This window comes from Pseudomonas sp. GW823-FHT02E01, assembly GCF_058797535.1.
Window position 1 is genome coordinate 30,271 of record NZ_JBXAJS010000010.1, and the last position, 21,335, is coordinate 51,605.

The 21,335-nt window shown below is 61.2% G+C and carries 18 protein-coding genes; 6 read left to right on the forward strand and 12 right to left on the reverse strand.

Translation table 11 applies throughout. The features are described from left to right. Window positions 1-54 precede the first annotated feature (54 nt). From AC1RDQ_RS22595 to AC1RDQ_RS22625, 7 genes are all read right to left on the reverse strand, one after another. Window positions 55-717: a flavin reductase family protein gene (locus tag AC1RDQ_RS22595; protein ID WP_007973324.1), complete on the reverse strand. Its 663-nt coding sequence runs from the start codon at window positions 715-717 to the stop codon at window positions 55-57. A 12-nt stretch (window positions 718-729) separates the two neighbouring features. Continuing rightward, a complete protein-coding gene (locus tag AC1RDQ_RS22600; protein WP_492588179.1) occupies window positions 730-2,217 on the reverse strand; it encodes an amidohydrolase family protein in 1,488 nt (495 codons plus the stop codon). Continuing rightward, the gene (locus AC1RDQ_RS22605; RefSeq protein ID WP_492588181.1) at window positions 2,214-3,410 is read right to left on the reverse strand and encodes an amidohydrolase family protein; all 1,197 of its coding nucleotides are present in this window, start codon (window positions 3,408-3,410) and stop codon (window positions 2,214-2,216) included. The genes AC1RDQ_RS22600 and AC1RDQ_RS22605 overlap by 4 nt, the downstream gene beginning before the upstream one ends. A gap of 136 nt (window positions 3,411-3,546) precedes the next feature. Next, entirely contained in the window at window positions 3,547-4,614 is a 1,068-nt protein-coding gene (locus AC1RDQ_RS22610; protein WP_057714355.1) for an extracellular solute-binding protein, read from the reverse strand. A gap of 16 nt (window positions 4,615-4,630) precedes the next feature. After that, window positions 4,631-5,419: an ABC transporter permease gene (locus tag AC1RDQ_RS22615; RefSeq protein ID WP_492588182.1), complete on the reverse strand. Its 789-nt coding sequence runs from the start codon at window positions 5,417-5,419 to the stop codon at window positions 4,631-4,633. After that, entirely contained in the window at window positions 5,416-6,333 is a 918-nt protein-coding gene (locus tag AC1RDQ_RS22620; protein WP_407516798.1) for an ABC transporter permease, read from the reverse strand. The genes AC1RDQ_RS22615 and AC1RDQ_RS22620 overlap by 4 nt, the downstream gene beginning before the upstream one ends. 1 nt (window position 6,334) lies before the next feature. Then, window positions 6,335-7,420: an ABC transporter ATP-binding protein gene (locus tag AC1RDQ_RS22625; protein ID WP_154909259.1), complete on the reverse strand. Its 1,086-nt coding sequence runs from the start codon at window positions 7,418-7,420 to the stop codon at window positions 6,335-6,337. 140 nt (window positions 7,421-7,560) lie between these two features. Here AC1RDQ_RS22625 and AC1RDQ_RS22630 point away from each other — a divergent pair, with 140 nt between their 5' ends. The 4 genes from AC1RDQ_RS22630 (at window position 7,561) to AC1RDQ_RS22645 (ending at window position 11,315) form a co-directional block, all read left to right on the forward strand. Beyond that, the gene (locus AC1RDQ_RS22630; RefSeq protein WP_007973313.1) at window positions 7,561-8,250 is read left to right on the forward strand and encodes a GntR family transcriptional regulator; all 690 of its coding nucleotides are present in this window, start codon (window positions 7,561-7,563) and stop codon (window positions 8,248-8,250) included. A 226-nt stretch (window positions 8,251-8,476) separates the two neighbouring features. Beyond that, window positions 8,477-10,588 carry a hybrid sensor histidine kinase/response regulator gene (locus AC1RDQ_RS22635; protein WP_223501991.1) on the forward strand — a complete coding sequence of 704 codons (2,112 nt, stop codon included), beginning with the start codon at window positions 8,477-8,479 and terminating at the stop codon, window positions 10,586-10,588. Window positions 10,589-10,812: 224 nt separating this feature from the next. Continuing rightward, complete coding sequence (locus AC1RDQ_RS22640; RefSeq protein WP_057714363.1) at window positions 10,813-11,046, forward strand: DUF465 domain-containing protein; 234 nt, start codon at window positions 10,813-10,815, stop codon at window positions 11,044-11,046. Between the two features lie 107 nt (window positions 11,047-11,153). After that, window positions 11,154-11,315 carry a hypothetical protein gene (locus tag AC1RDQ_RS22645; RefSeq protein WP_492588183.1) on the forward strand — a complete coding sequence of 54 codons (162 nt, stop codon included), beginning with the start codon at window positions 11,154-11,156 and terminating at the stop codon, window positions 11,313-11,315. Window positions 11,316-11,460: 145 nt separating this feature from the next. Here the strand turns inward: AC1RDQ_RS22645 and AC1RDQ_RS22650 are convergent, their stop codons facing one another. The 5 genes from AC1RDQ_RS22650 to AC1RDQ_RS22670 all read right to left on the reverse strand — a co-directional run bounded on the left by AC1RDQ_RS22650 (window position 11,461) and on the right by AC1RDQ_RS22670 (window position 15,995). After that, window positions 11,461-12,540 (reverse strand): SMP-30/gluconolactonase/LRE family protein, encoded by a 1,080-nt coding sequence (locus AC1RDQ_RS22650; RefSeq protein ID WP_154946718.1) that lies wholly within the window; start codon window positions 12,538-12,540, stop codon window positions 11,461-11,463. Further along, window positions 12,537-13,682 carry a sterol desaturase/SRPBCC family protein gene (locus tag AC1RDQ_RS22655; protein WP_223501989.1) on the reverse strand — a complete coding sequence of 382 codons (1,146 nt, stop codon included), beginning with the start codon at window positions 13,680-13,682 and terminating at the stop codon, window positions 12,537-12,539. The genes AC1RDQ_RS22650 and AC1RDQ_RS22655 overlap by 4 nt, the downstream gene beginning before the upstream one ends. 106 nt (window positions 13,683-13,788) lie before the next feature. Next, entirely contained in the window at window positions 13,789-14,652 is an 864-nt protein-coding gene (locus tag AC1RDQ_RS22660; RefSeq protein WP_057714369.1) for a LysR family transcriptional regulator, read from the reverse strand. 253 nt (window positions 14,653-14,905) lie between these two features. Continuing rightward, window positions 14,906-15,220, reverse strand: coding sequence for an SCP2 sterol-binding domain-containing protein (locus AC1RDQ_RS22665; protein ID WP_007946492.1), 315 nt, complete (start codon window positions 15,218-15,220; stop codon window positions 14,906-14,908). A 64-nt stretch (window positions 15,221-15,284) separates the two neighbouring features. After that, window positions 15,285-15,995: a histidine phosphatase family protein gene (locus tag AC1RDQ_RS22670; RefSeq protein WP_154859778.1), complete on the reverse strand. Its 711-nt coding sequence runs from the start codon at window positions 15,993-15,995 to the stop codon at window positions 15,285-15,287. 201 nt (window positions 15,996-16,196) lie between these two features. Here AC1RDQ_RS22670 and sohB point away from each other — a divergent pair, with 201 nt between their 5' ends. Together sohB and AC1RDQ_RS22680 are read left to right on the forward strand one after the other, a co-directional pair. Continuing rightward, window positions 16,197-17,219: a protease SohB gene (gene sohB, locus AC1RDQ_RS22675; RefSeq protein ID WP_090455662.1), complete on the forward strand. Its 1,023-nt coding sequence runs from the start codon at window positions 16,197-16,199 to the stop codon at window positions 17,217-17,219. Between the two features lie 187 nt (window positions 17,220-17,406). Further along, window positions 17,407-21,294, forward strand: a complete 3,888-nt coding sequence (locus AC1RDQ_RS22680) for a dermonecrotic toxin domain-containing protein (RefSeq protein ID WP_492588184.1) — start codon at window positions 17,407-17,409, stop codon at window positions 21,292-21,294. Window positions 21,295-21,335: the final 41 nt, after the last annotated feature.

Here is a 21,335-nt window from a genome sequence, read left to right on the forward strand (position 1 = left end):
GGCAAGCCCCCTCGCCACAAAAGCCGCTCCCCCCAGGGTTTGTGTCAATGCCTGTTATTTGGCCAGCGGCCAAAACCGCTCGCCACCCCCCGGCGCATCCGTCCAGGCCTGCAACGAGCGTGTCGGCAAGTCGAAGTAGTCCCGCGTGCGCGCATAGCCATGCCCGCCCATGCGTCCGATCGCATCCAGCCCCAACTGGTCGATGTACAGGGTTTTCGGATCGATCAGTTCGTCACGCACATGGGCCATCAGCACCTCACCAAAGATAATCTCCCGGGATTGGCCGATGGACAGGGCCATCATCCGGCGGCACTCCAGCGCCACCGGAGCTTCGCCGATGCGCGGGCATTTGACCGTGGTGCCGGGGATGGCGGTGAGGCCGGCGGCGGTCAGTTCGTCGAAGCCGGGGGCGAAGGGCACGGCGCAGACGTTCATGGCTTCCACCAGGGCATCGCTGACGATGTTCACGGTGAATTCCTGATTGAGCTGGATATTGCGAGTGGTGTCCTTGGGGCTTTGGTCGCCGTAGTTTTCCACACCCAGGGCGAGGATCGGTGGATCGGCGGAAAGCGCATTGAAGAAGCTGAACGGTGCCGCGTTGATCCGGCCTTCGCCGTCGACGGTGGTGACCAGGGCTATCGGCCGTGGCACGACGCTGCCGATCAGGATCTTGTATTTGTCCCGTGGGCTCAATGTGCTGAAGTCGAAGCTTTGCATGGGCAGAAATCTCTAGAGAAGTGGATCAATCGCGCTCAGTGGCGCCTGTGCGCTGTAGTCGTCGGCGAACGGGATGGCGGGCTGGAACAGGCTTTTCCAGTCCGGTTGATCAAAGGCCCGGTCGCTGTGGCTGCGCATCAATTTTTCGAATTGGCGTTGGGCCTGGCCTTGCAGGGCGGGGTAGTCGAGGCCCTCGACCTGGCCGTCCCGCATCACGCAGCGGCCGTCGATGTAGCTGGCGATACAGTCGTCACCGCGACCGGCCAGAACAAGATTTTTCAGTGGATCGAATAGCGGCCCCAGGTGCATCCCGCGCAGGTTGAACACGGTGATGTCGGCCTTGGCCCCGGGCGCCAGGCGTCCGAGATCGTCGCGGCCCAGTGCCTTGGCACCGCCGAGGGTCGCGGCGTTGTACAGGTCCAGCGTGCTGGTCAGATCGTTACCGCCTTCCATAAGGCGAGCGATGTTCAGGCCCTGGCGCATGTTGTCCAGCAAGTCTGCCGGCCAGGTGTCGGTGCCCAGGGCGAAGTTGATGCCTTTGGCCCGATAGCGACCAAACGAATTCAGCGCCTCGCCGTCCCGGGCAAACACCACCGGGCAATGCACCAGACTGGCGCCGCCGTCCACCACCCGTTGCAGGTCGTCATCGCCGCGGGTGTAGATGCCGTGGGGCAGCAGGCTGCGCGGGGTCAAAAGCCCAAGCTGCTGCAGCCAGCCCAGTGGCGAGGTGCCGCGCAGTTGCTCGACCATCGCCACTTCACCGAGGCCCTGGCAGCAGTGCAAACGCATCGGTGCGTTGAGTTCCCGGCTCAGCGCGGCGGTGCGTTGCAGCAACGCCGGGGTGCAGGTCTGGATGCGATCGGGCAGCAGTGCACCGCGAATCAGGCCGTTGTGCGCGCCGTCGAAATCCCGGAAAAACCGCTCGGCGGCGTCGAGCCCGGCCATGCCCCGGGCTTCGTCCCAGTGGTGCGCCAGGGTTCCATCGACCTGCCAGTAACTCATGCCGCTCATGTAGCAGGGACCGAGGTAAGTGCGTAGCCCCAGTTCGGCGGCCACACCTGCCACCGCCGCAAATTCGTCGTAGGTCTCGGCCCACTCGCGGTAATACATCGAGGTGATCGGCATGGCCGTGGTGATGCCGTTGCGGATCAGTTGGGTGAAGGCGTAGCGGTATTTGAAGACTTCTTCTTCGGGGCTGTAGCTTTCCCGCGATCCATGGGCCAGATACTGCGCCGACCACATCCGGCCCATGTCGCGCTCGTCGCCGTTGTCCAGGGTTAGCACCGTGGAATCGAGATCGCCCAAGGCATCCAGATCGATGAAGCCGGGACCGATCAGCGCATTACCGTAATCAACCCACTGATCCACCGGGCCCGGATAATCGCGCCCGACAAACTCGATGCGCGCGCCTGCGAACACCACTTCGCCATCGCGCCACAGCACATGCCGCGTGCCGTCGAAGCCGACCACGCAACTGGCCCGCAAGCCGATGCGCTTCACAGACGGCTTTCCAGCAAACGGCCACCCGCAGCAATCAACTGACCCGCGCGATAGACCTGACGCAGCGGCCGTGAAACCACCGCCTCACCCAGTGTTTGTACCGGCATCAACAGGAAGTCCGCCGGCTGGCCAATCTCCAGGCGATTGGCTTGGCAACCCAGCGCCTGGGCGCCGTTGACGGTCGCCGCCTCGAACGCTGCCGCCAGTTCTTCGTCCTTGTTCAAGTCGAAGCGGAACGCCAGCAACATCGCCCGCTCCAGCATGTCGCCGTTGCCCATGGGCGACCAGGCATCACGAATACCGTCCGAGCCCAGGCACACATTCACGCCGGTTTCGCGCAGGGCCAGGAACGGCGGCACCGCGCAATCGGCCGGGGCCGAACTCATCAACGAAATACCCAGTGTCGCGAGGCGTTCGGCCACCGGTTTGACCTGGCTCCACGGCAACATCCCCAGGCAGTACGCGTGGCTGATCATCACCCGGCCTTGGCGGCCGAAGCGCTCGGTGTAGTCGGCAATCAGGGCGATCTGCCACAGCCCCAGCTCACCTTTGTCATGCAGGTGAATGTCGACGCCCCGGTCGAATTCGCTGGCCAGTTTGAAGACGAAATCCAGTTGTGCGACAGGGTCGTTATCGATACCACACGGGTCCAGCCCGCCGACGTTCTCCACGCCCAGGGCCATGGCTTCGCGCATCAGTTCGGCGGTGCCGGGGCGGCTGATCAAACCAGTCTGCGGGAACACCACCAGTTGCAGGTCGATCAGGTCGCGGTAGTTTTCACGCAGTTGCTGCATGGCCTCGACATGCCGCAGGCCGAATTCCGGGTCGATGTCGACGTGGCAACGCATGGTCAGCGAGCCGCGGGCGATGCAGTTTTCCAGCAGGGCGCCGGCCCGTTGCGCAATCGGTGTGGTGACTTCACGCAGGATGCGCCGTTCGTTGGCGATGTAGTCCTTGAGGGTCGGGCCGGCACTGTTGGGGCGCCAGGGCTGGCCCCAGAGGGTTTTGTCCAGGTGCACGTGGCTTTCCACCAGGGCGGGGGTGAGCAACTGGTTCTGGCCGTCGATGTCGGTGGCCGACAGGGCTTCGTTCGAAGCGGGGCGGCGTTGGCTGAAGCGGCCGTTTTCGATCAGCAGGTCTTCGGCGGTGGCGCCGTAGGGGCGCACGTTGCGCAGCCAGCGGGGTTGATTCATTGCAAACCTCAAATTCAATGGTGTCTTGGCGGGCCTCATCGCGAGCAAGCTCGCTCCCACAGTAGATCTTTGACGTTCACAAAATCCCTGTGGGAGCGAGCTTGCTCGCGATGGGCGCGACTCGGTCGAAAGGCAATCAGCCCTTGAGCTTGGCCCAAATGCGGTCCTGCAGCTCCCGCGCCTTGTTGCTGCATTCCTTTTCCGGGCGCAGGCGCGCGGCGAATTCGTCGGGCATGTTGATGGCGTCCATCACCCGCCATTTGGCGTCGATCAGCTTGTCGCTCTGGATGCCGTTGGCGTAGGCGATGGCGTTGGACACGGCGGCGGCGTTCTCCGGTTTCATCATCCAGTCGATGAAGATCTTCGCGTTGCCGGGGTGTGGCGCGCTTTTCGGTACGGCGAAGTTGTCCTGGAACATCGCCAGGCCTTCCTTCGGATACACGTATTTGATCGTGCTCTTCTGCAAGGTGGCCCGCGCGGTGGAACCGTTCCAGTTCTGCATCATGATCACTTCACCGCTGGCCATGCGGTCGACGGTGTTGTCCGAGCTGTACATCTTCAGGAAGGGTTTCTGTTTTTGCAGCAGTTCGAGGATGCGCTTGGCGTCCTGCGGGTTTTCGCTGCACTCGTCGACATTCAGGTAGTGACTGGCGGCGTTGATCACGCTGCTGGAGGTGTCGAGGGCGGCGAGCTGACCTTGCAGTTCCTTGCGCGGCTCGAAGAACTCTTTCCACGAGTCGTCGAGCTTGCCGCCGGGCACCCGGGCGCTGTCATAGGAGAACCCGGTGGTGCCCCATAGGTACGGTGCCGAGAACTTGCGGCCGGGGTCGAAGCTCGGGTCGCGGAACGCCGGCTTGACGTACTGGAAGTTGGGCAGGGCCGAGGCGTCGATTTCCAGCAGCAGGTCCTGGTTGATCAGGGTGCGCATGATCGATTGCGACGGCACGATCACGTCATAGGCCGCGCCGCCGGCCTGCAACTTGGCCAGCAGGGTTTCGTTGCTGTCGTAGCCGTCCATGGTGACCTTGATCCCGGTCTCCTTTTCGAACTTGGCCAACAGTTCCACCGGGTAGTAGTCGGTCCAGTTGTAGAAGAACAGTTCCTTGGGCTCGGCGGCCTGGGCGCTGAACGCCGTGAACGCGGTGAAGCAACTCAAGGCCAGACCGGCAACGGCGAAACGCATGCTTTTCACTTTCTTGCTCATATAGAAGTCTCCAGGCTTATTGTTGTTTGCCGCGCTGTCCCAGCCAGAAGGCCAGCACTACCAGCACGATGGAAATCACCAGCATCAGGGTCGAAATCGCGTTGATCTCTGGCGTCACGCCGGCCTTGATCGCCGAGAAGATGTACACCGGCAGGGTGGTCGAACCGGGACCTGCGACGAAGAAGGTCATGATGAAATCGTCGAGGCTGACCACGAACGCCAGCACCGAACCGGACAGCACCGCCGGCCACAGCAGCGGCAAGGTCACCCGGCGGAACACCTGCCAGGGGTTGGCGTACAGGTCGTTCGCCGCTTCCAGCAGGCTCTTGTCCAGGTCGTTGAGCCGCGCGCGGATCGGCAGGTAGGCGAAGGGAATGCAGAAGCCGATGTGCGCGACGATCACCGTCAGCAGACCGAGCTTGATCCCCAGTGCCATGAACAGCAGCAGGGTGGCCACGGCGGTGACGATCTCCGGCAGGATCAGTGGCAGGTTGATCCCGCCCTCGACCATTCTCTGTCCGTAGAACGGCCGGTAGGTCGCCAGTGCCGCGAGCAGGGCAATCGCCGTGGCGCAGACCGTAGCGATGCTGGCGACGATGATCGAGTTGAGCGCCGCGGTCTGGATCGACGGGTTGGCCAGGATTCGCCCGTACCAGTCGAACGAGAACTCGGTCCACACCGTCGCCGAGCGGTTGGCGTTGAAGCTGTAGGCGATCAATACAAAGATCGGCAGGTACAAGTAGGCCAGCATCAACAGGCTGACTTCACGGGTCAGGGGCAGTTTCTTCAGGTGCAGGGCGATCATGCTTGTGCTCCCGGGCGGTGGGTCTTGGCGGCATTGCGGCTATAGAGGGCGTAGAGCACCAGGGACAGCAACATGATCCCCAGCAACAGGAACGACAGCGAACTGCCCAGCGGCCAGTTGCGCGCGGTACCGAACTGCTGCTGGATCAGGTTGCCGATCATCAGCGTCTTGCCGCCGCCAAGGATCGCCGGGGTAATGAAGGCGCCCAGGCTTGGCACGAACACCAACAAGGCACCTGCGATCACCCCCGGCATCGACAGCGGCAGGATGATCCGCCGCAACGCGTGCCAGCGATTGGCACCCAGGTCATAGGCGGCTTCCACCAGACGCCAGTCGAGTTTTTCCAGGGTCGAGTAGATTGGCAGGATCATGAACGGCAGGAAGCTGTAGACCAGGCCGACGCTGACCGCGAAGTCGTTGTAGAGCAGGGTGATGCCACCGGCCTGGGGGAACAGCGCGTTGAGGCTCTGGGCGACCCAGCCGTGCTCGCGCAGGATGATCAGCCAGGCGTAGTTGCGGATCAGCAGGTTGGTCCAGAACGGGATGGTGATCAGCAACACCATCAGGTTGCGCCGACGGGGTGTCAGGCTCGACATCCACAACGCCACGGGGAAGCCGAACAGGAAACACAGGACCGTGGTGCCACCGGCCTGGAACACCGAGCGCAGCAATGCTTGGGCGTAGACCCAGTTCAGCTCCAGTTCGCCGTCGAAACCTTCCTGGAAAAACAGTTGCACGTAGCTTTGCAATTGCCAGTCGGCCTGCCAGTCGACGCCGCCATAGACGTTGCGCGGCAGCAGGCTGATGTAGCCCATGATGCCCAGCGGAATGGCGATCAGGGCCAGCAGGGTCAGGACCACCGGGCTGAGCAACAGCGCGCGGTTGAGGGCTGGGGAAGTGCTGCTGACGCTCATCTCAGGCCTCCATCAACAGGCAGGCGTGGGGCGGCAGGTTGACCGCGACGCGATCACCCACCACCCGACCGTGGTTCAGGCCTTCGTTGTTCTCGCGCAGCATGACCTTGATGTCGTTGTTCAGGCGGCATTGATAGAGCGTGGCCGTGCCGACATACAGCACGGCCTCGATCACACCGCGCAGGTGATGCGGTTGGGTCGGCTCGACCAGTTGCGAGCGCTCGGGGCGGAACGCCAGTTGCACCTTGCTGCCGTCAAAGCCCTGGGCCGGGCAGGGGATTTCCACGGGCATGCCGTTGGGCACGAAGAGCTTTTCGTTCTGCTGGCCGCGCTTGAGGTGGCCGGGGAGAAAGTTGATGTCGCCGATGAATTGCGCGACGAACTGGTGTTGCGGCCGTTCGTAGATTTCATTGGGCGAGCCGATTTGCAGGATCTTGCCGGCGGACATCACGGCGATGCGATCGGACAGGGTCAGGGCTTCCTCCTGATCGTGGGTGACGAAAATGAAGGTGATCCCGGCTTCTTTCTGTACGCGCTTGAGTTCGACCTGCATTTCCTTACGCAGCTTGAGGTCCAGGGCCGACAGCGGTTCGTCCAGCAACAGCACTTTGGGTTTTGGCGCCAGGGCCCGGGCCAGAGCCACCCGTTGCTGTTGGCCGCCGGACAGTTCGGCCGGTTTACGCTTGGCCAGGTGCTGCATTTGCACCAGCGCGAGCATCTCATCGACCCGCTGCGGAATCAGTTTGCGATCAAGGCCCTGCATCTCGAGGCCGAAGGCGATATTCTGCGCAACACTCATGTGCGGAAACAGCGCGTAACTCTGGAACACCGTGTTGACCCGACGCTTGAACGGCGGCAAATCGTTGACCGGCTCGCCCGCGAGGCGGATCTCACCGTCGCTGACATGCTCGAAGCCGGCGATGGTGCGCAGCAGGGTGGTTTTGCCGCAGCCGGAGGGGCCGAGCAGGGTGAAGAATTCGTTGTCGGCAATGTCTACCGAGACGTTATCGAGGGCTGGAGCCAGCCCCGGATCGTCGGAATATCGCTTTGAGACGTTTCGCACTTCGATTGCTGTTGGATGACCCATTATGGTGCATTCCTCTAATTATTGTATGCAAAATCTGGATGCAATTTAGAAATACCCGGATTAATCTGTCCGTGCAAGCCCCTTTTTCAATGGCTGTTCATTCGCCAGGGGCGTTTGCACAGGGCGCAAGGAGTTGATGAATGACGGAAAAGAAACTGGAAACTACGGTCGACCGCGTCTACCAAGGGGTTTACGAGGCGATCAGCAAGCGTTCGTTGCGTCCGGGCATGAAGCTCGGCGAAGCCTCTTTGGCCGAGCTGTTCAATGTCAGCCGCACGTCTGTCCGGGCCGCGCTCAAGCAATTGGAAGCCGACGGGCTGGTCACCACCGAGCCCAATAAAGGTGCGTCGGTGTCGCTGCCCAGTGACGAAGAGATCCGTTCGCTGTTCGAAACCCGTCGCCTGGTCGAGATCGGCATCGTCAGCGAACTGTGCCGTCGGCGTGATACGGCGGTGACCCAGGACCTGCGCGATCACTTGCTGTTGGAGGATGAAGCGCATCAAAGCGGTGATCACGAGCGGTTGATTCACCTGCTCGGCGAGTTCCACATCAAACTGGCCCGCAGCCTGAACAACCCGGTGTTGCTCGACTGGTTCCAGAAGCTGATTTCCCGGGCGTCGCTGTATGCCGCCGCTCTGGATGACGACAGCCACGAAGCCTGTCGCGACGACGAACACCTGCGGCTGATCGAATACATCGAAGCAGGCAACCAGAGTGCGGCCATCGAACTGACCTGCATGCATTTGAATGGCATCGAGAAGGCCATTCTGGATGTCGCGGCCACCCTGAAAAGCAGTTACAACCCGCTAAAGCACTTGATCGAGGTGTAGTGCACGGACTCTCGGTTACCGAGGACCAAATTGTGGGAGCGGGCTTGCTCGCGAAAGCGGTGTATCAGCAGACGAATATGTTGAATGACACACCGCCTTCGCGAGCAAGCCCGCTCCCACAAGGGATCTCCAGTGGCCCGCGAGAATCAGCTATACCTCTATGAAACGAATAGCGTGCAGGATGCTCGAAACAAACGGGTGCAACTTACCGGGATAGAGCCAGCCGATGCAGTTTCTAGAGGAAAGCCACGGGTGCTCCGGGTGGAACGGCGAAATGGCCGGGCGCATTCGTGCGTTCGACTGGAGCCGGACCGAACTTGGCCCGCTCGATTCATGGTCCAGGAGCCTGAGCAGCGCGGTGCAGTTGATGCTCGCGTCCCCACTGCCGATGGTGATGCTCTGGGGCCAGTCCGGGTACATGATCTATAACGACGCTTATTCCAAGTTTGCCGGTGGGCGTCATCCGTATCTGCTCGGCTCTGCCGTGGAACTGGGTTGGCCGGAAGTTGCCGAATTCAATCGCCACGTGGTCGACACCTGCCTGGCGGGCGGCACCTTGTCCTATCGCAACAAAGAACTGGTGCTGCTGCGTGACGGGGTTCCGGAAGATGTCTGGATGGACCTCTACTACAGCCCGGTGGCCGACGATGACGGGCGCCCGGCCGGGGTCATGGCCATGGTGGTGGAAACCACCGATCGGGTGATCTCCGAACACCGGCGACAGGCGGCTGAAGACGCCTACCGCGCCGACAACGAACGGGTACGCCTGGCGCTGAACGCCGGCGCCTTGCTCGGTTCCTTTGTCTGGGACATCAAGGCCAACGTGCTGTCGGGTGACGAGCGCTTCGCTCGCGCGTTCTCTTATCCACCCGGGCAAGACCTGCAAAACCTGTCTCAGGAAATCGCTGAAAGCCGGATCCATCCGGATGACCGCAGTTGGGTTCAGGAGCGAGTCACACTGTCGGTGGAGACGGGCGAGCCCTACAACGTCGAATACCGGATCCGGCGCCCGGATGGCAGCTACCTCTGGGTACTCGCCAGTGGTTGTTGCGAGTTCAATGAGCAGGGCGAGGCGTTTCGTTTCCCCGGCGTGCTGATCGACATCCACGAACGCAAGACCGCCGAAGAGTCCCTGCTCAAGTTCACCCGCAACCTGGAACAGCGGGTGGCCGATGAGGTCGAGGCGCGGCTGGCGGCGGAAGAACAACTGCGCCAGTCACAGAAGCTGGAAGCCATCGGCGGTCTCACCGGTGGTGTGGCCCATGACTTCAACAACCTGTTGCAAGTGATCGCCGGCAACCTGCACCTGCTCGCGCGCCATGAACCGGGTAACGCCAATGTGCAGCGCCGGGTCTCGGCGTCGATTGCCGCCGTCGAGCGCGGTGCCAAGCTGTCTTCGCAATTGCTGGCATTCGCCCGCCGCCAACCGTTGTCACCCGCGGTCTTCACCTTGCGGCAGATTTTCGATGGCCTGGCGGAGCTGTTGCTGCGTGCCCTGGGTGAAACCCTTCAGGTTCACATGACGGCACCCGAAGATTCCTGGAATGTGTTTGTCGATCGCAACCAACTGGAAAACGCCATTCTCAATCTGGCGATCAATGCCCGTGACGCCCTTCAAGGCGAGGGCAGGATTGACCTGTGCGCGGAAAACATCGTCCTCGATCGCAAATTTTGCGCCGCAAAGGGCATTGCCCCCGGGGACTATGTACGGGTGTCCGTGACGGATACCGGCGTCGGCATGCCGCCGCAGGTGCTGGCCCAGGCGTTCGAGCCATTCTTCACCACCAAGGCCGACGGGCAGGGCACCGGCTTGGGCTTGAGTATGGTGTTTGGCTTCGTCAAGCAGAGTGGCGGTCATATCGAAATCGCCAGCGACGTGGGGCGGGGGACTCGGGTGCAGCTGTACTTCCCGCGCACCTTGCGCGCGGCCCCCAGCGAAACGCCGGGCCCTGATGTGCCGCAACGGGGCGGGCACGAACGCATCCTGGTGGTCGAGGACAATGAGGCCGTGAGGGTATCGGCGGTGGAGTTGTTGCGCGAGGAGGGCTATCAGGTCCTCACGGCCACCAACGGTGACATCGCCATGAAAATGTTGCTGGAAGGGCTGGCGGTGGACCTGATTTTCACCGACGTGGTCATGCCCGGCCTGATCAAGAGTTCGGACCTGGCGGCCTGGGCGAAAGTGCAGGAGCCACCGGTGGCTGTGTTGTTCACCTCGGGGCATACCCGCGACATTATCTCGCGCAATCACCAGCTCAGCCCCGACACCCACCTGCTGAGCAAACCCTACAACCCCGAGGCACTGACGCAGATGGTGCGCACGGTGCTTAACGGCTGACAAAAACAGGTGATTCTCCAAGCAGGTTTTCAAAGGTGACCGAGTGATCGTCAACCGGTGGAGGTGCCGGCGCAGGCAAGTTTTTATCGCATTGGCGACCGGACGACGAACGGACACCGCTGGTCTGACAGGTGGTCGACAGAACAGGCTAACCGAGGCCATTCTGATAGTTGGTGAACGCAATTGATCGCGTTTCGCTGCCGATCAACAAACGGAGGTGTTCCATGCCGGTGCCCCATGACCTTTATCAGGATCTGAAACGCTCAAAGGAAGAAGTCCAGCAGAAACGCACCAAGGATCCGTTACTGGATTCACTGCTTAACAAGTATTCCCAGGCGGATGCCGAAGTGGTGAAAGCAGAGGAGGCCAAGTCCAACGATGACACCGTAAGGAAGCTCAAGGAGGCACGTCTGCTGGTCAAGGACAAGATCGTCAAGCAACTTGGCTCGTCGTCCTGACCCAGCGTGCTGCCACCGACGACCGGTGGCGGGAAAGTTGGAACGGCATCACAACCGGCACCTCGAATGTTCAGAGACCGCTGTTATGGCTCTCAACGAGGTGCCTCATGACCCAGCCCAAATACCCCAGTGAACAACAGGGTGGCTACGACCCGATCCCCACTCATCCCGAACCCCTGAGCCCCGAACACACCACGATCAATCCCGAGGAAGAGCCGGGCATCGATGAGTGGCCGGATGATGAGGGTGTCGACATCGATCCAGAATGAACACCGCCCTCTGTAGGAGCGAGCTTGCTCGCGATGGTCGTTAACGATGCCGCGTGTTTACTGACTAAACGCAGTGCATTTGAGTCCATCGCGAGCAGGCTCGCTCCTACAGGGGGGCTTCGGTGAATTCAGGAAGGGGGACTGTTCATTGCAATGCCTTGCTTAGCGGCAATCGCACCATGTTCCGGGCTTTCAGCGAACCGAAATACAACCAGTCCCCATACTCGCGCACGGTGGTGATGGGGGAGTAATTGTCGCTGCTGCCGTCCTGCAGGTTGGCGATCACTTTGCCATCAAGGTCCAGGCCCAGGGCAAATCCGTGTTTTTCCACGGGCTTGGGCAACACGGTCATGGCCCGCACGATCATCTTGCGCACGAACGGATGCGCCGCCGTGGCGTCGAGCAAGGGGTTTCGGGGGGCATACAGCGCCACCCAGAACCGGTCGTGGCCATTGAACGACAGGTTGTCCGGCAGCCCTGGCAGGTTGTCGATAAACAGGTCGTGGGTGCCGGCCTTCGGACCGCTGAGCCAATAACGAGTGATGCGGTAGGCGCCGGTTTCATTGACCAGTACATAGGCATCGTCCGGCCCCAGGGTCACGCCGTTGGCAAACTCCAGCTTATCCAGCACAACTGAGGTTTTGCCGGTCTGGAAGTCGTAGCGCAGCAGTCGACCGTCGCCGCCGTGTTCGATCACGGCCTCACCGTCGTGGCCATAGCCGAAGCGGCTCGAAGCATCGCTGAAATAAGCGTAGTGGCCGGGTTTGTCGATGGCCACGTCGTCGGTAAAACCGAAGGGAACGCCGTCGGCCTCTGTGGTCAAGGCCACCAGGCGTCCCTGGGCGTCGAGGGACAACAAGCCTTTGACGGCATCGGCGATCACCAGCAGGCCATTGGGATGCCGGGCCAGGCCCAGTGGCCGGCCACCGGTATCGGTCAGGATACTGGTGGTCTTGCCGTCCAGGCTCGTACGGATCAGGCGCCCGTCGTGCAGGCCGGTGATGAGCGTGTCGTTTTCCAGCAACAAGGCTTCCGGCCCGTCGATATTGGCGGCGCCGACGCGCTCCACCTCCTTGAGCCGCTGATTGTCGGCGTAGATTCCGCTGGTGAGGGACGGCGCGGCTTGTGGTGTCCAGGCCACCGGCCGCACCTTGGTGGGCATCAGCAGCAGGAAGGCGCAGATGACGACGATGACCAGCAACAGACATTTGAAGGTTCTGCTCACACGCCGACTCCTGTCGCGGCCAGATACTTCTGTGCCATGTCGCGCAATGCCAACATCGACGCCGCCGATTCCCGGTCGATGCGCCGCTTGAGCAACAAGCGGTTGGCAATGCGCATTGCCAGGCCGCTGAATTGATACTCCAGGGTGCGGACGAAACGTGTGTCTTCGCCGGTGGCATCGCATTCATAGGTCACCACCAGCGACAGGCCGTGGTCACCCCGGGCCTCGGCGCTCCAGCGCCGCCCGGGCAGGTACTCCGCCACCTCCCAGCGCAAGTGCCCGTCGCGCCCGCCGGCACGGATGTCTTCCTCGAAACGTGCGCCGGCATGCAGCGGGCCTTTTGGCCCGTCGATGCGCAGCGACGACGGATGCCATTGCGGCCAAAGGGTCACGGTGCTGGCGTAGGCAAGTACCTGGATCGGGTTTCCGGCAATGACAACCTGATGCTGCATGCGGGTCATGGGGGTTCTCGTCGGGTTGAGCGGTTCAGGTTCAGGCTCCCAATAGAGGGTGCCGAACAGGTAGTCCATCAGCGGGAAAACGATGTTGAAATTACGCGCCTGCATCAGTTCACGGCGGTGGTGCAGTTCGTGCAGGCGGCGCATCTGGCGGATCCACGGCAGCCGTGTGAGCGGGTTGCGCGACGGCAGATGCTCGCAGGCATGAAACACTTCATAAGTCAGGTAGCCGAGGACAAGAAGGCCGCCGACCAATCCGGCGACGTTGGTATTGATGTGCTTGAGCAGCCACCAGAGGGGCAGGGCGACGGCGAGGGTGTGCAGCACGATCAGCCACGCCGGAAACAGAATCACCCGCCAGTCGCGGGCGCTGTCGTAGGTCATGTGGCCGGGGGTGAAGAAGCTGTGGTGGTCGCCTGCGTGACGGGCGTAAAACAGCCGGGCGAAGCTCTTTTTATGATGCCCCAGGTGGCGATGCACCATGTACACACCGAGGTTGAACAGCAGCAGCGTGACGGGCACCGCCAGCCATTCCGCTGGCCGCACCTGTTGTACGTTGCTCCAGAAGACGCTGATTGCCAGTGCCCCGAACACCAGGACAAACGCGCCATGCAGCCAGGGGTTGTAGAGCGGATGAATGTCGGCGCGGTAACGGCCGCGGAATCCTTCGGTGGTCTGCCTCACTGCAATCACCTGTCGTTTTTGTTATCTCTTTCAGATTAGCCGATCCCGGTGATTTGACGGACCGAACCTTAAGGACACAACGGCCATGATCCGGTGCAAACCGGTCTCAGGTCAGCGGATCCCATCGCTGCGACCAGTCTTCGTCGGAGTCGATGACTTTGCGCAGCAGGTCGAAGGCGCGTTGCAGCGTCGGCGAGTCACGATCGCGCGAGTAGACCAGATAGGTCGGGTAGTTGAATTCCGGCGCCTTGGGCACCCGTTCCAGGGCGCCGCTTTGCAGATAACTCTGCACGACGCGGGTGCGGAAGTAGCCGCTGCCGCCGTTTTCGAGAAGATACTGCAAGCCCAGCGGGCCCAGATTGAAACTCAGCGCAGCCTTGGCCTTCTCCGGCAGCGCGGCGTCGTGCTGGCGTCGAAAATCAGCGCCCCAATCGATGTACACATAAGGATCGGGCTTGTCGGCCAGGCGCACGAGAATCAGTTTTTCTTCGAGAATCTGCTCGACCTGCAGGCGCGGCCAATATTCGGGCTGATACACCAGCGCGGCATCCAGAACGCCCAACTCCAGTTGGCGCAGCAGGTTTTCCCCGTCGCGGATTTCCATGCGCAGGGCATGGCTGGGGATGTTCTTGCGAATTTCACCGGCCCAGCCGAGCATCAACGGGTTGCACAGACTCACCTCGCCACCGATGTGCAGCACATCGCGATAACCTTCGGGCAACGGCAAATCACGCCGCGCGGCTTCCCAGGTTTGCACCAGCTGATTGGCATACACCACGAACGCTTCGCCATTGGGCGTCAGGCGGGCGCCGGCACGATTGCGCACGAACAGGGTGCTGCCCAGTTGGCTCTCGAGTTTTTGTACCCGTGCGGTAATCGCGGTCTGGGTGACATGGAGTTTTTCCGCGGCGGCAGCCAGGCTGCCATGGCGGACGATTTCGAGGAAGGTGCGGGCGAGGTCGATGTCCATGGGGTGGCCGGTGGTGTAAGTGCCCGCATTGTAAGAGCACCACCTGACCTGTGGCGAGGGGGCTTGCCCCCGTTGGGCGCGAAGCGGCCCTTGACGTCCTTCCGATAAGTCGAAATCTCTGGTTGTGCAACTTCTTCGCAGTCGAACGGGGGCGAGCCCCCTCGCCACAGGACCAGCAAAAACGACGAATCCCGCCACTAAGGGCGGGATTCGTTTGCAGCAGGCACGCTCCCGAAGTTCGGGAACCAGGTGCTTACGACGGGAACAGCTCGGACAGTTTCATCGCCAGCATCATGTCGCCTTCAGCGCGCAGTTTGCCGCCCATGAACGCTTGCATGCCGTCAGTCGAACCGTCGACGATGCCTTGCAGGGTTTCGCCGTCCATCACCAGGGTCACCTGGGCGTCCGGGTTCTCGCCTTCCTGCAGCTCGCAGGTGCTGTCCTTGACGATCAGCGAGAAGTTCTTGGTGTCGTCGATGCGGAAACCGAAGACCAGGTCCAGACCGGCGGCAGCGGCTGGGTTGAACTTGGCTTTCATTGCTTGTACGGCATCAGCTACGGAGGTCATGGTTCGATCCTTTCTTGGGTAATAAGAGCTGGGTGATTACAGCCAGGGTCACAATAATCCGGACTCAGCGAAACGTGATGAGTTCCGGGGCCTTCAACAGTTGCAGGTGCGCATGACTGTTGAAGGAAGCCAGGGACACCTCGCGACCACGAAACTTAAGCTGGTTGAGCGAGGTGTTGACGATTTGCCAGTTCAATTCAAAGGCCTGCCGGGCAGGCATTTGCGTAATCAGGTGGAGCAGGGCGGTGATGGTGCCGCCGGACGTGAACACGGCGATTTTCTGGGTGTTGTCGGCCTGGTCGAGAATGCGATGCAGACCGGCCCTCACCCGTTCGACAAACCCCAGCCAGCTCTCCAGGCCCGGTGTGTCGTAGGTGCCGGCCAACCAGCGCTCGATGATCAGGGCGAAGATACGCTGGAACTCACCACGGTTTTGCGCGGCGTTGCGCAGGATGTCCAGGGCCTCGGGTTCGTCCGGCAGCATGGCCGGCAACAGCGCGCGGATCACTGCATCGGCGTCGAACTCGTTGAAGGCGGAGTCGGTTTCCAGCAGCGGCACCGGCAGGCCTGCCGCGGCGAATTGTTCCAGCGCGCTGTTGGCCGTGTGCTGCTGGCGGCGCAGATCCCCCGCCAGGCAGCGGTCGAAGCTGATCCCGAGTTCGGCCAGGTGCCGACCCAGGATTTCAGCCTGACGAATACCGGTCGGCGACAGCACGTCGTAGTCGTCTGCACCGAAGGAGGCCTGGCCATGTCGAATCAAATAGATACTGCCCACGTCCGCGTCTTCCCGGTACGTTGAAGGTTTGGCGAGGTTATGAGGATGGCGGTGTGCTGTCAATGAAAAAACATACGCTTGTTTGAAATGCCCGTTACAGGCCTGTTACCAGAGCTTTCACGGCTGGTAGCAAGGTCGGCGCATGGGTATGCTGGAGGTATCCCGCGCGCGTTCAAGCCGCGCATCGTTTGAGGAGTCCCTGTGGAGTTTTTTTCCGAGTACGCCATTTTTCTGGCCAAGACCGTGACCTTGGTGATCGCCATTCTGGTGGTCCTGGCCAGTTTTGCGGCCTTGCGCAGCAAGGGGCGGCGCAAGTCGTCGGGCCAGTTGCAGGTCAGCAAACTCAATGATTTCTACAAAGGGCTGCGCGAACGCCTGGAGCAGACGTTGCTCGACAAGGATCAGCTCAAGGCCTTGCGCAAGACCCAGGCTAAAACCGACAAGAAACAGAAGAAAAAACCCGAGGCCAAGCCCCGGGTGTTCGTGCTCGATTTCAATGGCGATATCAAGGCTTCGGCCACCGAAAGCCTGCGCCACGAAATCACGGCCTTGCTGACCCTGGCCACACCGAAGGACGAAGTGGTTTTGCGCCTGGAAAGCGGCGGTGGCATGGTTCACAGCTACGGCCTGGCCTCCTCGCAACTGGCGCGTATCCGTGAGGCCGGCGTGCCCTTGACCGTGTGCATCGACAAGGTCGCGGCCAGCGGTGGCTACATGATGGCGTGCATCGGCCAGAAGATCATCAGCGCACCCTTCGCGATCCTCGGCTCGATTGGCGTGGTGGCGCAGTTACCCAACATCAACCGTTTGCTGAAAAAGCACGACATCGACTTCGAAGTACTGACCGCCGGTGAGTACAAACGCACACTGACCGTGTTTGGCGAAAACACCGAGAAGGGCCGGGAGAAGTTCCAGCAAGACCTGGACATCACCCATCAACTGTTCAAGAACTTCGTGTCGCGCTATCGCCCGCAACTGGCGATCGATGAAGTGGCCACCGGCGAAATCTGGCTCGGCGTGGCGGCGCTGGAAAAACACCTGGTCGACGAACTCAAGACCAGCGACGAGTACCTCGCCGAACGCGCCAGGCAGTCCGAGCTTTATCACCTGCACTATGCCGAGCGCAAAAGCCTGCAAGAGCGCATTGGCATGGCCGCCAGCGGCTCGGTCGATCGTGTGCTGCTGAGCTGGTGGAGCCGTTTGACCCAGCAACGCTTCTGGTAACGGGGCAGGAGATATTGCAAAACATCCAGCCGGGGCATTAGCCCCGGTTTTTTTTTGCCTGCGAATACGTGCCTGATGTCCTCCACGGCCCGGCGAAATCTCTGTAGGCAGCAGGCGACCGTTCCTGCTTTCGGTAATGCGGCGGTTGGTTATGTTGGTGTTCCGGAATAATTGCCATGGAACGCATATGAATGACCAACAGACACCGCTTCATCCCGATCTTGCGCCGCTGCGCGAAACACTGACGTCTGTGGTGGGTGCGGCTTTGCCGCAGTCTCCCGAGCAGTTCGGTGCCCAGTTGATCAAGGCAAAATGGGGGCAAGACATCGACCCGCAAAAGGCCCTGTTGGTCACCCTGGATTACCGCTATCGCGGGCACCCACCGCAGGACGGTATCGAGCAAGGCCAGGTGGCAAACACGCAAACCCTGGTGCAGGCGTTGCTGGCGAACTACCAGACCGTCGGTGACGGGCGTTTTGCCGAAAGCGCATTTGGCTTGTACACACCGCCCGATGTCGGTCCGTCCGTTCGCATCGTGGAGCATGTCGATGAATTCGCCGACCACGGCAATGGCAATCACCACACCTACGAAGGCATTTATCGCCAGACCACGCCACAGGTGTATGGGCCGGCAACGCAAATTGCCCTGAGGCCAGCGGCGTTCAAACAGTGGGTGTGGGAGCTGGATCTGCAAACCCGCTATCAGGCTTACCTTGATCGCGCGTGGCCCTCCGATAAGCGTATCGTCCAGGCGGCGCCTTACGACCTGAGAACCTCAGTCAAGGCCGCCTTTATCATGAGCGCCTGCCTGCAACATCAGGAGGGCAGTTTGAGTCAGGAAGGCCTGGTCTTGGCCATGCAGGCCGCCGGGTTGCCAGCGCAGCAGACCTGGAGTGCGCTGACCATCGGCCAGGTGCAGGCGGCCACCCGCATCAGCGCACCGATCGAGGTCGGGCGGCTGACGATCTATCGCTATACCTCGGACGATATCTGGTGTTATCGCCACCGTCACAGCGGCCGGGTCTTGCTGAACATTCCCGGCAACTCCTCACCCTTGCATGAATTCGCCGACTTCCGGCACCTGCGCCAATGGATCGTGGACCAGGGCAGGGTTGCCGGCACACGGCAAGCGCTGGTCGCGCATTTTGCCGAGGACGATCGTGAAGACGGTACCTTCCATGCGGGGGTGTCGACGGCGTTGGAGGGCATGGCGGTTTACCCGAAGGAACACTGGCTGAAAAAGAACGCAGGGTTGTTCAACAACGACGGTTTCTGGGACCCGCAGGACTACATCGACCTTGAGCGTGCGCCGACTGACACCGACCCGTTCGCGCAATTGGTGCTGACCATGAAGCAGGCCTCCATGGCCAGCGTCAAAACCATCCGCGACGATGCCCAGGTCAATCGCGACAACCTGAGCGCGGTGGTGGAACCGCTCGTGCAGTGGATCAACCGGCTGGGGCCATTGGCATTGTTCATTCCGGGAGGCGAAGGCGTCCTGGTACTGGCCGGCCTGATCGACGCCGGTTATGGCCTCGATCAGGCCGTCAACGGTAAAACACCGGAGCAGCGCTCCGAGGGCGTGACGCGCACGGTGTTCGGCTTGCTCAATGCACTCCCGCTGGTCGGGGCGGTGGCGGCGCTCAAGGGCGAAGAAAAAATCGCCGGAACGTTGCACGAACCCCGGGAACCCGGGAGCGAGCCGCATCCCGAAACGCCGGTCGAGCCCGCACCCGGATCGGCTCCGGCGCCGGTGTCGACACGTGTGGAGCTGATGCGTGGCGTTTGCACACCCCTTGCTGCCTTCAGTGATGAGGTATTGGCGCAGATCGCCCGGGTCAGTACGGTCGACGACGATATGCTGCGCCTGATGCAGACTGGCCGTCCGCCGACGCCGTTGCTTGCCGACACCATCACACGCTTCAAGCTCGATCAGGAACTCGAAATCGTCGCCGACCCGCAAGCACGGGCCGGATTGTTCAATGCCCGATATCAGGCGCTCCAGCACTCGGACCAGGAGTGGGTTCGCCTGTTTCAGCGTGAATACCAAGGTTTGCCGAAAAGTGCCGTGGAGCAGATCCTCGACCGTTCGGGAGTTGACATCAATCGGCCCGTCGATGCTGACGAGGCGCTGCTACTGTTCAAGCGCCTGGACAGCAAGTCGCGGGAGTATCAACAACATGCACGACTCAACCGGGCTTATGAAGGTCTGTACTTGCGTTCGATCGTCCATCCGGAAACCGATGTCCTGGCGTTGCATTCCCTGCCACGCCTGCCCGGTTGGCCGAAAGACTTGCGCATCGAAGTGCACGACGGGTCAATCAGTGGCCGGGTCCTGGACCGTTGCGGCCCGCTCGATTCGGCGGATTGCCGGCGCTTGATCAAGACCGGTGATCGCTATCGGTACTCCACGATGGCGGCTACCGACGGCGAGGGTTCGGATCTGTTTACCGCACTGGTCGATCTATTGTCAGGAGAGGAGCGCGCGGCGATGTCGCTGCGCTCCCCAGACGCGGCCAGCCAGTTGCGCCTGCGTATTGGCACACATGCCTTGCCCCGCTCCGAGCTGATACTCGGCTTGAATCGAATGGATTCGCGGTTGCCCTTCGAAGCCACGGGGTTGCGCGGCGGCGGCTTTCCGAATACGCCACAGGCCGCTGCGCTGACCCATGAAATCATGCGACTGCAGGTCAAGAATCTGTATCCGGATTTCACCGATGCCCAGGCGGATGAGCTGCTCCTGATGGCGGGTAACGGCGCTCAAGCGCTGGTGGATCGCCTGATTCTCGAGATGCAGCAGTTGCATGCCGATCTGCGCCAGTGGATCGACCAGGCCGTGCTGGATGTCGATGACATGGAGGTGGATTTTCTTGCGGTGGACGATGATGACGCCGCAGGCATGAGCCCTGAGCAGGTGGCGGCACACAATGTCGAACTGCTGCAAACCGTGATTGGCTATGAGCGTGAAACGCGAATTGAATTGGGCGACGAACTGATGGGCATCTGGCAAAAATGCCCGCCCCAGATCAATAGAGTCATGTCCGGCGAGACGTTCTCTGGTTACAGGCTGGATCTGGGTTTCGAGGACTACCATAGGTTGCCAGCGATGAACGTGCGCTTCAATGAGGTCGTCGAGCTATCGATGCGGGGCTTGCACCTGGTCGAGCGCGAGAGCCTGAGCGTCTTTCTCGAAAGTTTTCCGAACCTGCGTTCCCTGAACCTGGAACGTGTCGACCTGCGGCGGCTCAACGCAGACGGCGTGCTGGAAGGTGTGTTGCCTCCACCGATTCGGCAAATGACCCGCCTCACTACGCTCAACCTGAGTTCCACCTTTTTGCAGCTTCAGGAGCGCACGGCTTCGCAGTTTCGTGAGCTGGTGAGCTTGCAAATACTGGATCTGAGTGACAACCCGTTGACTGTACCGCCCGTGGTATTGGGGATGAATGAGCTGCGTGTGTTGAACCTGAGAAACACCGGAATCAGCCATTGTCCGATAGGCATCGCCGATCAGCCGTACTTCTCCTCGCTCGACTTGCGAGGCAACCGGATCGGTCGGGTTCCCTACTCGATACTGAGTCAGGCGGTGTCCCGGGACCGGGTGAAACTGTGGGGTAATCCGCTGACGGATGAAGACACGTTGTTGCGTCTGGTGAGTCATCGTGAGCGTACCGGTATCAATTTGTGGTTGAGTGAGCCGGGTGCCGATTACGGCAGTGCGACGCCCTGGCTGGAGGAGGGTGATGAAAGCGTGCGCGAGGCGCGGCAACAGATCTGGCAACGATTGGCCGCCAAGCCATCGGGCAGTGCGTTGCTCCGGGTCATGGATGGGTTGAGCCTGACGGCGGATTTCCGGGTCGGTTATTGGTCGCTGCAGGGGCGTGTGTGGCGCTTGCTCCACGAAGCGGATGCGTCAGAAGAGTTGTGGGGCTGGTTGCGGCACTGTGTCGAAACGCGGATGGCCGATGCGGACAATCCGTTCAGGCTGTTCGTGGTGCTGGAAGATCGAGTCCGGCTGTACCGCGACTGGGTCGCCATGGGTCGTCCGATTCCGCTGGTGGATAATTCGGTGTTTTAGCGCGAAGGGTAAAACCCCTTGAACCCCGGGTCGGGGTTCAA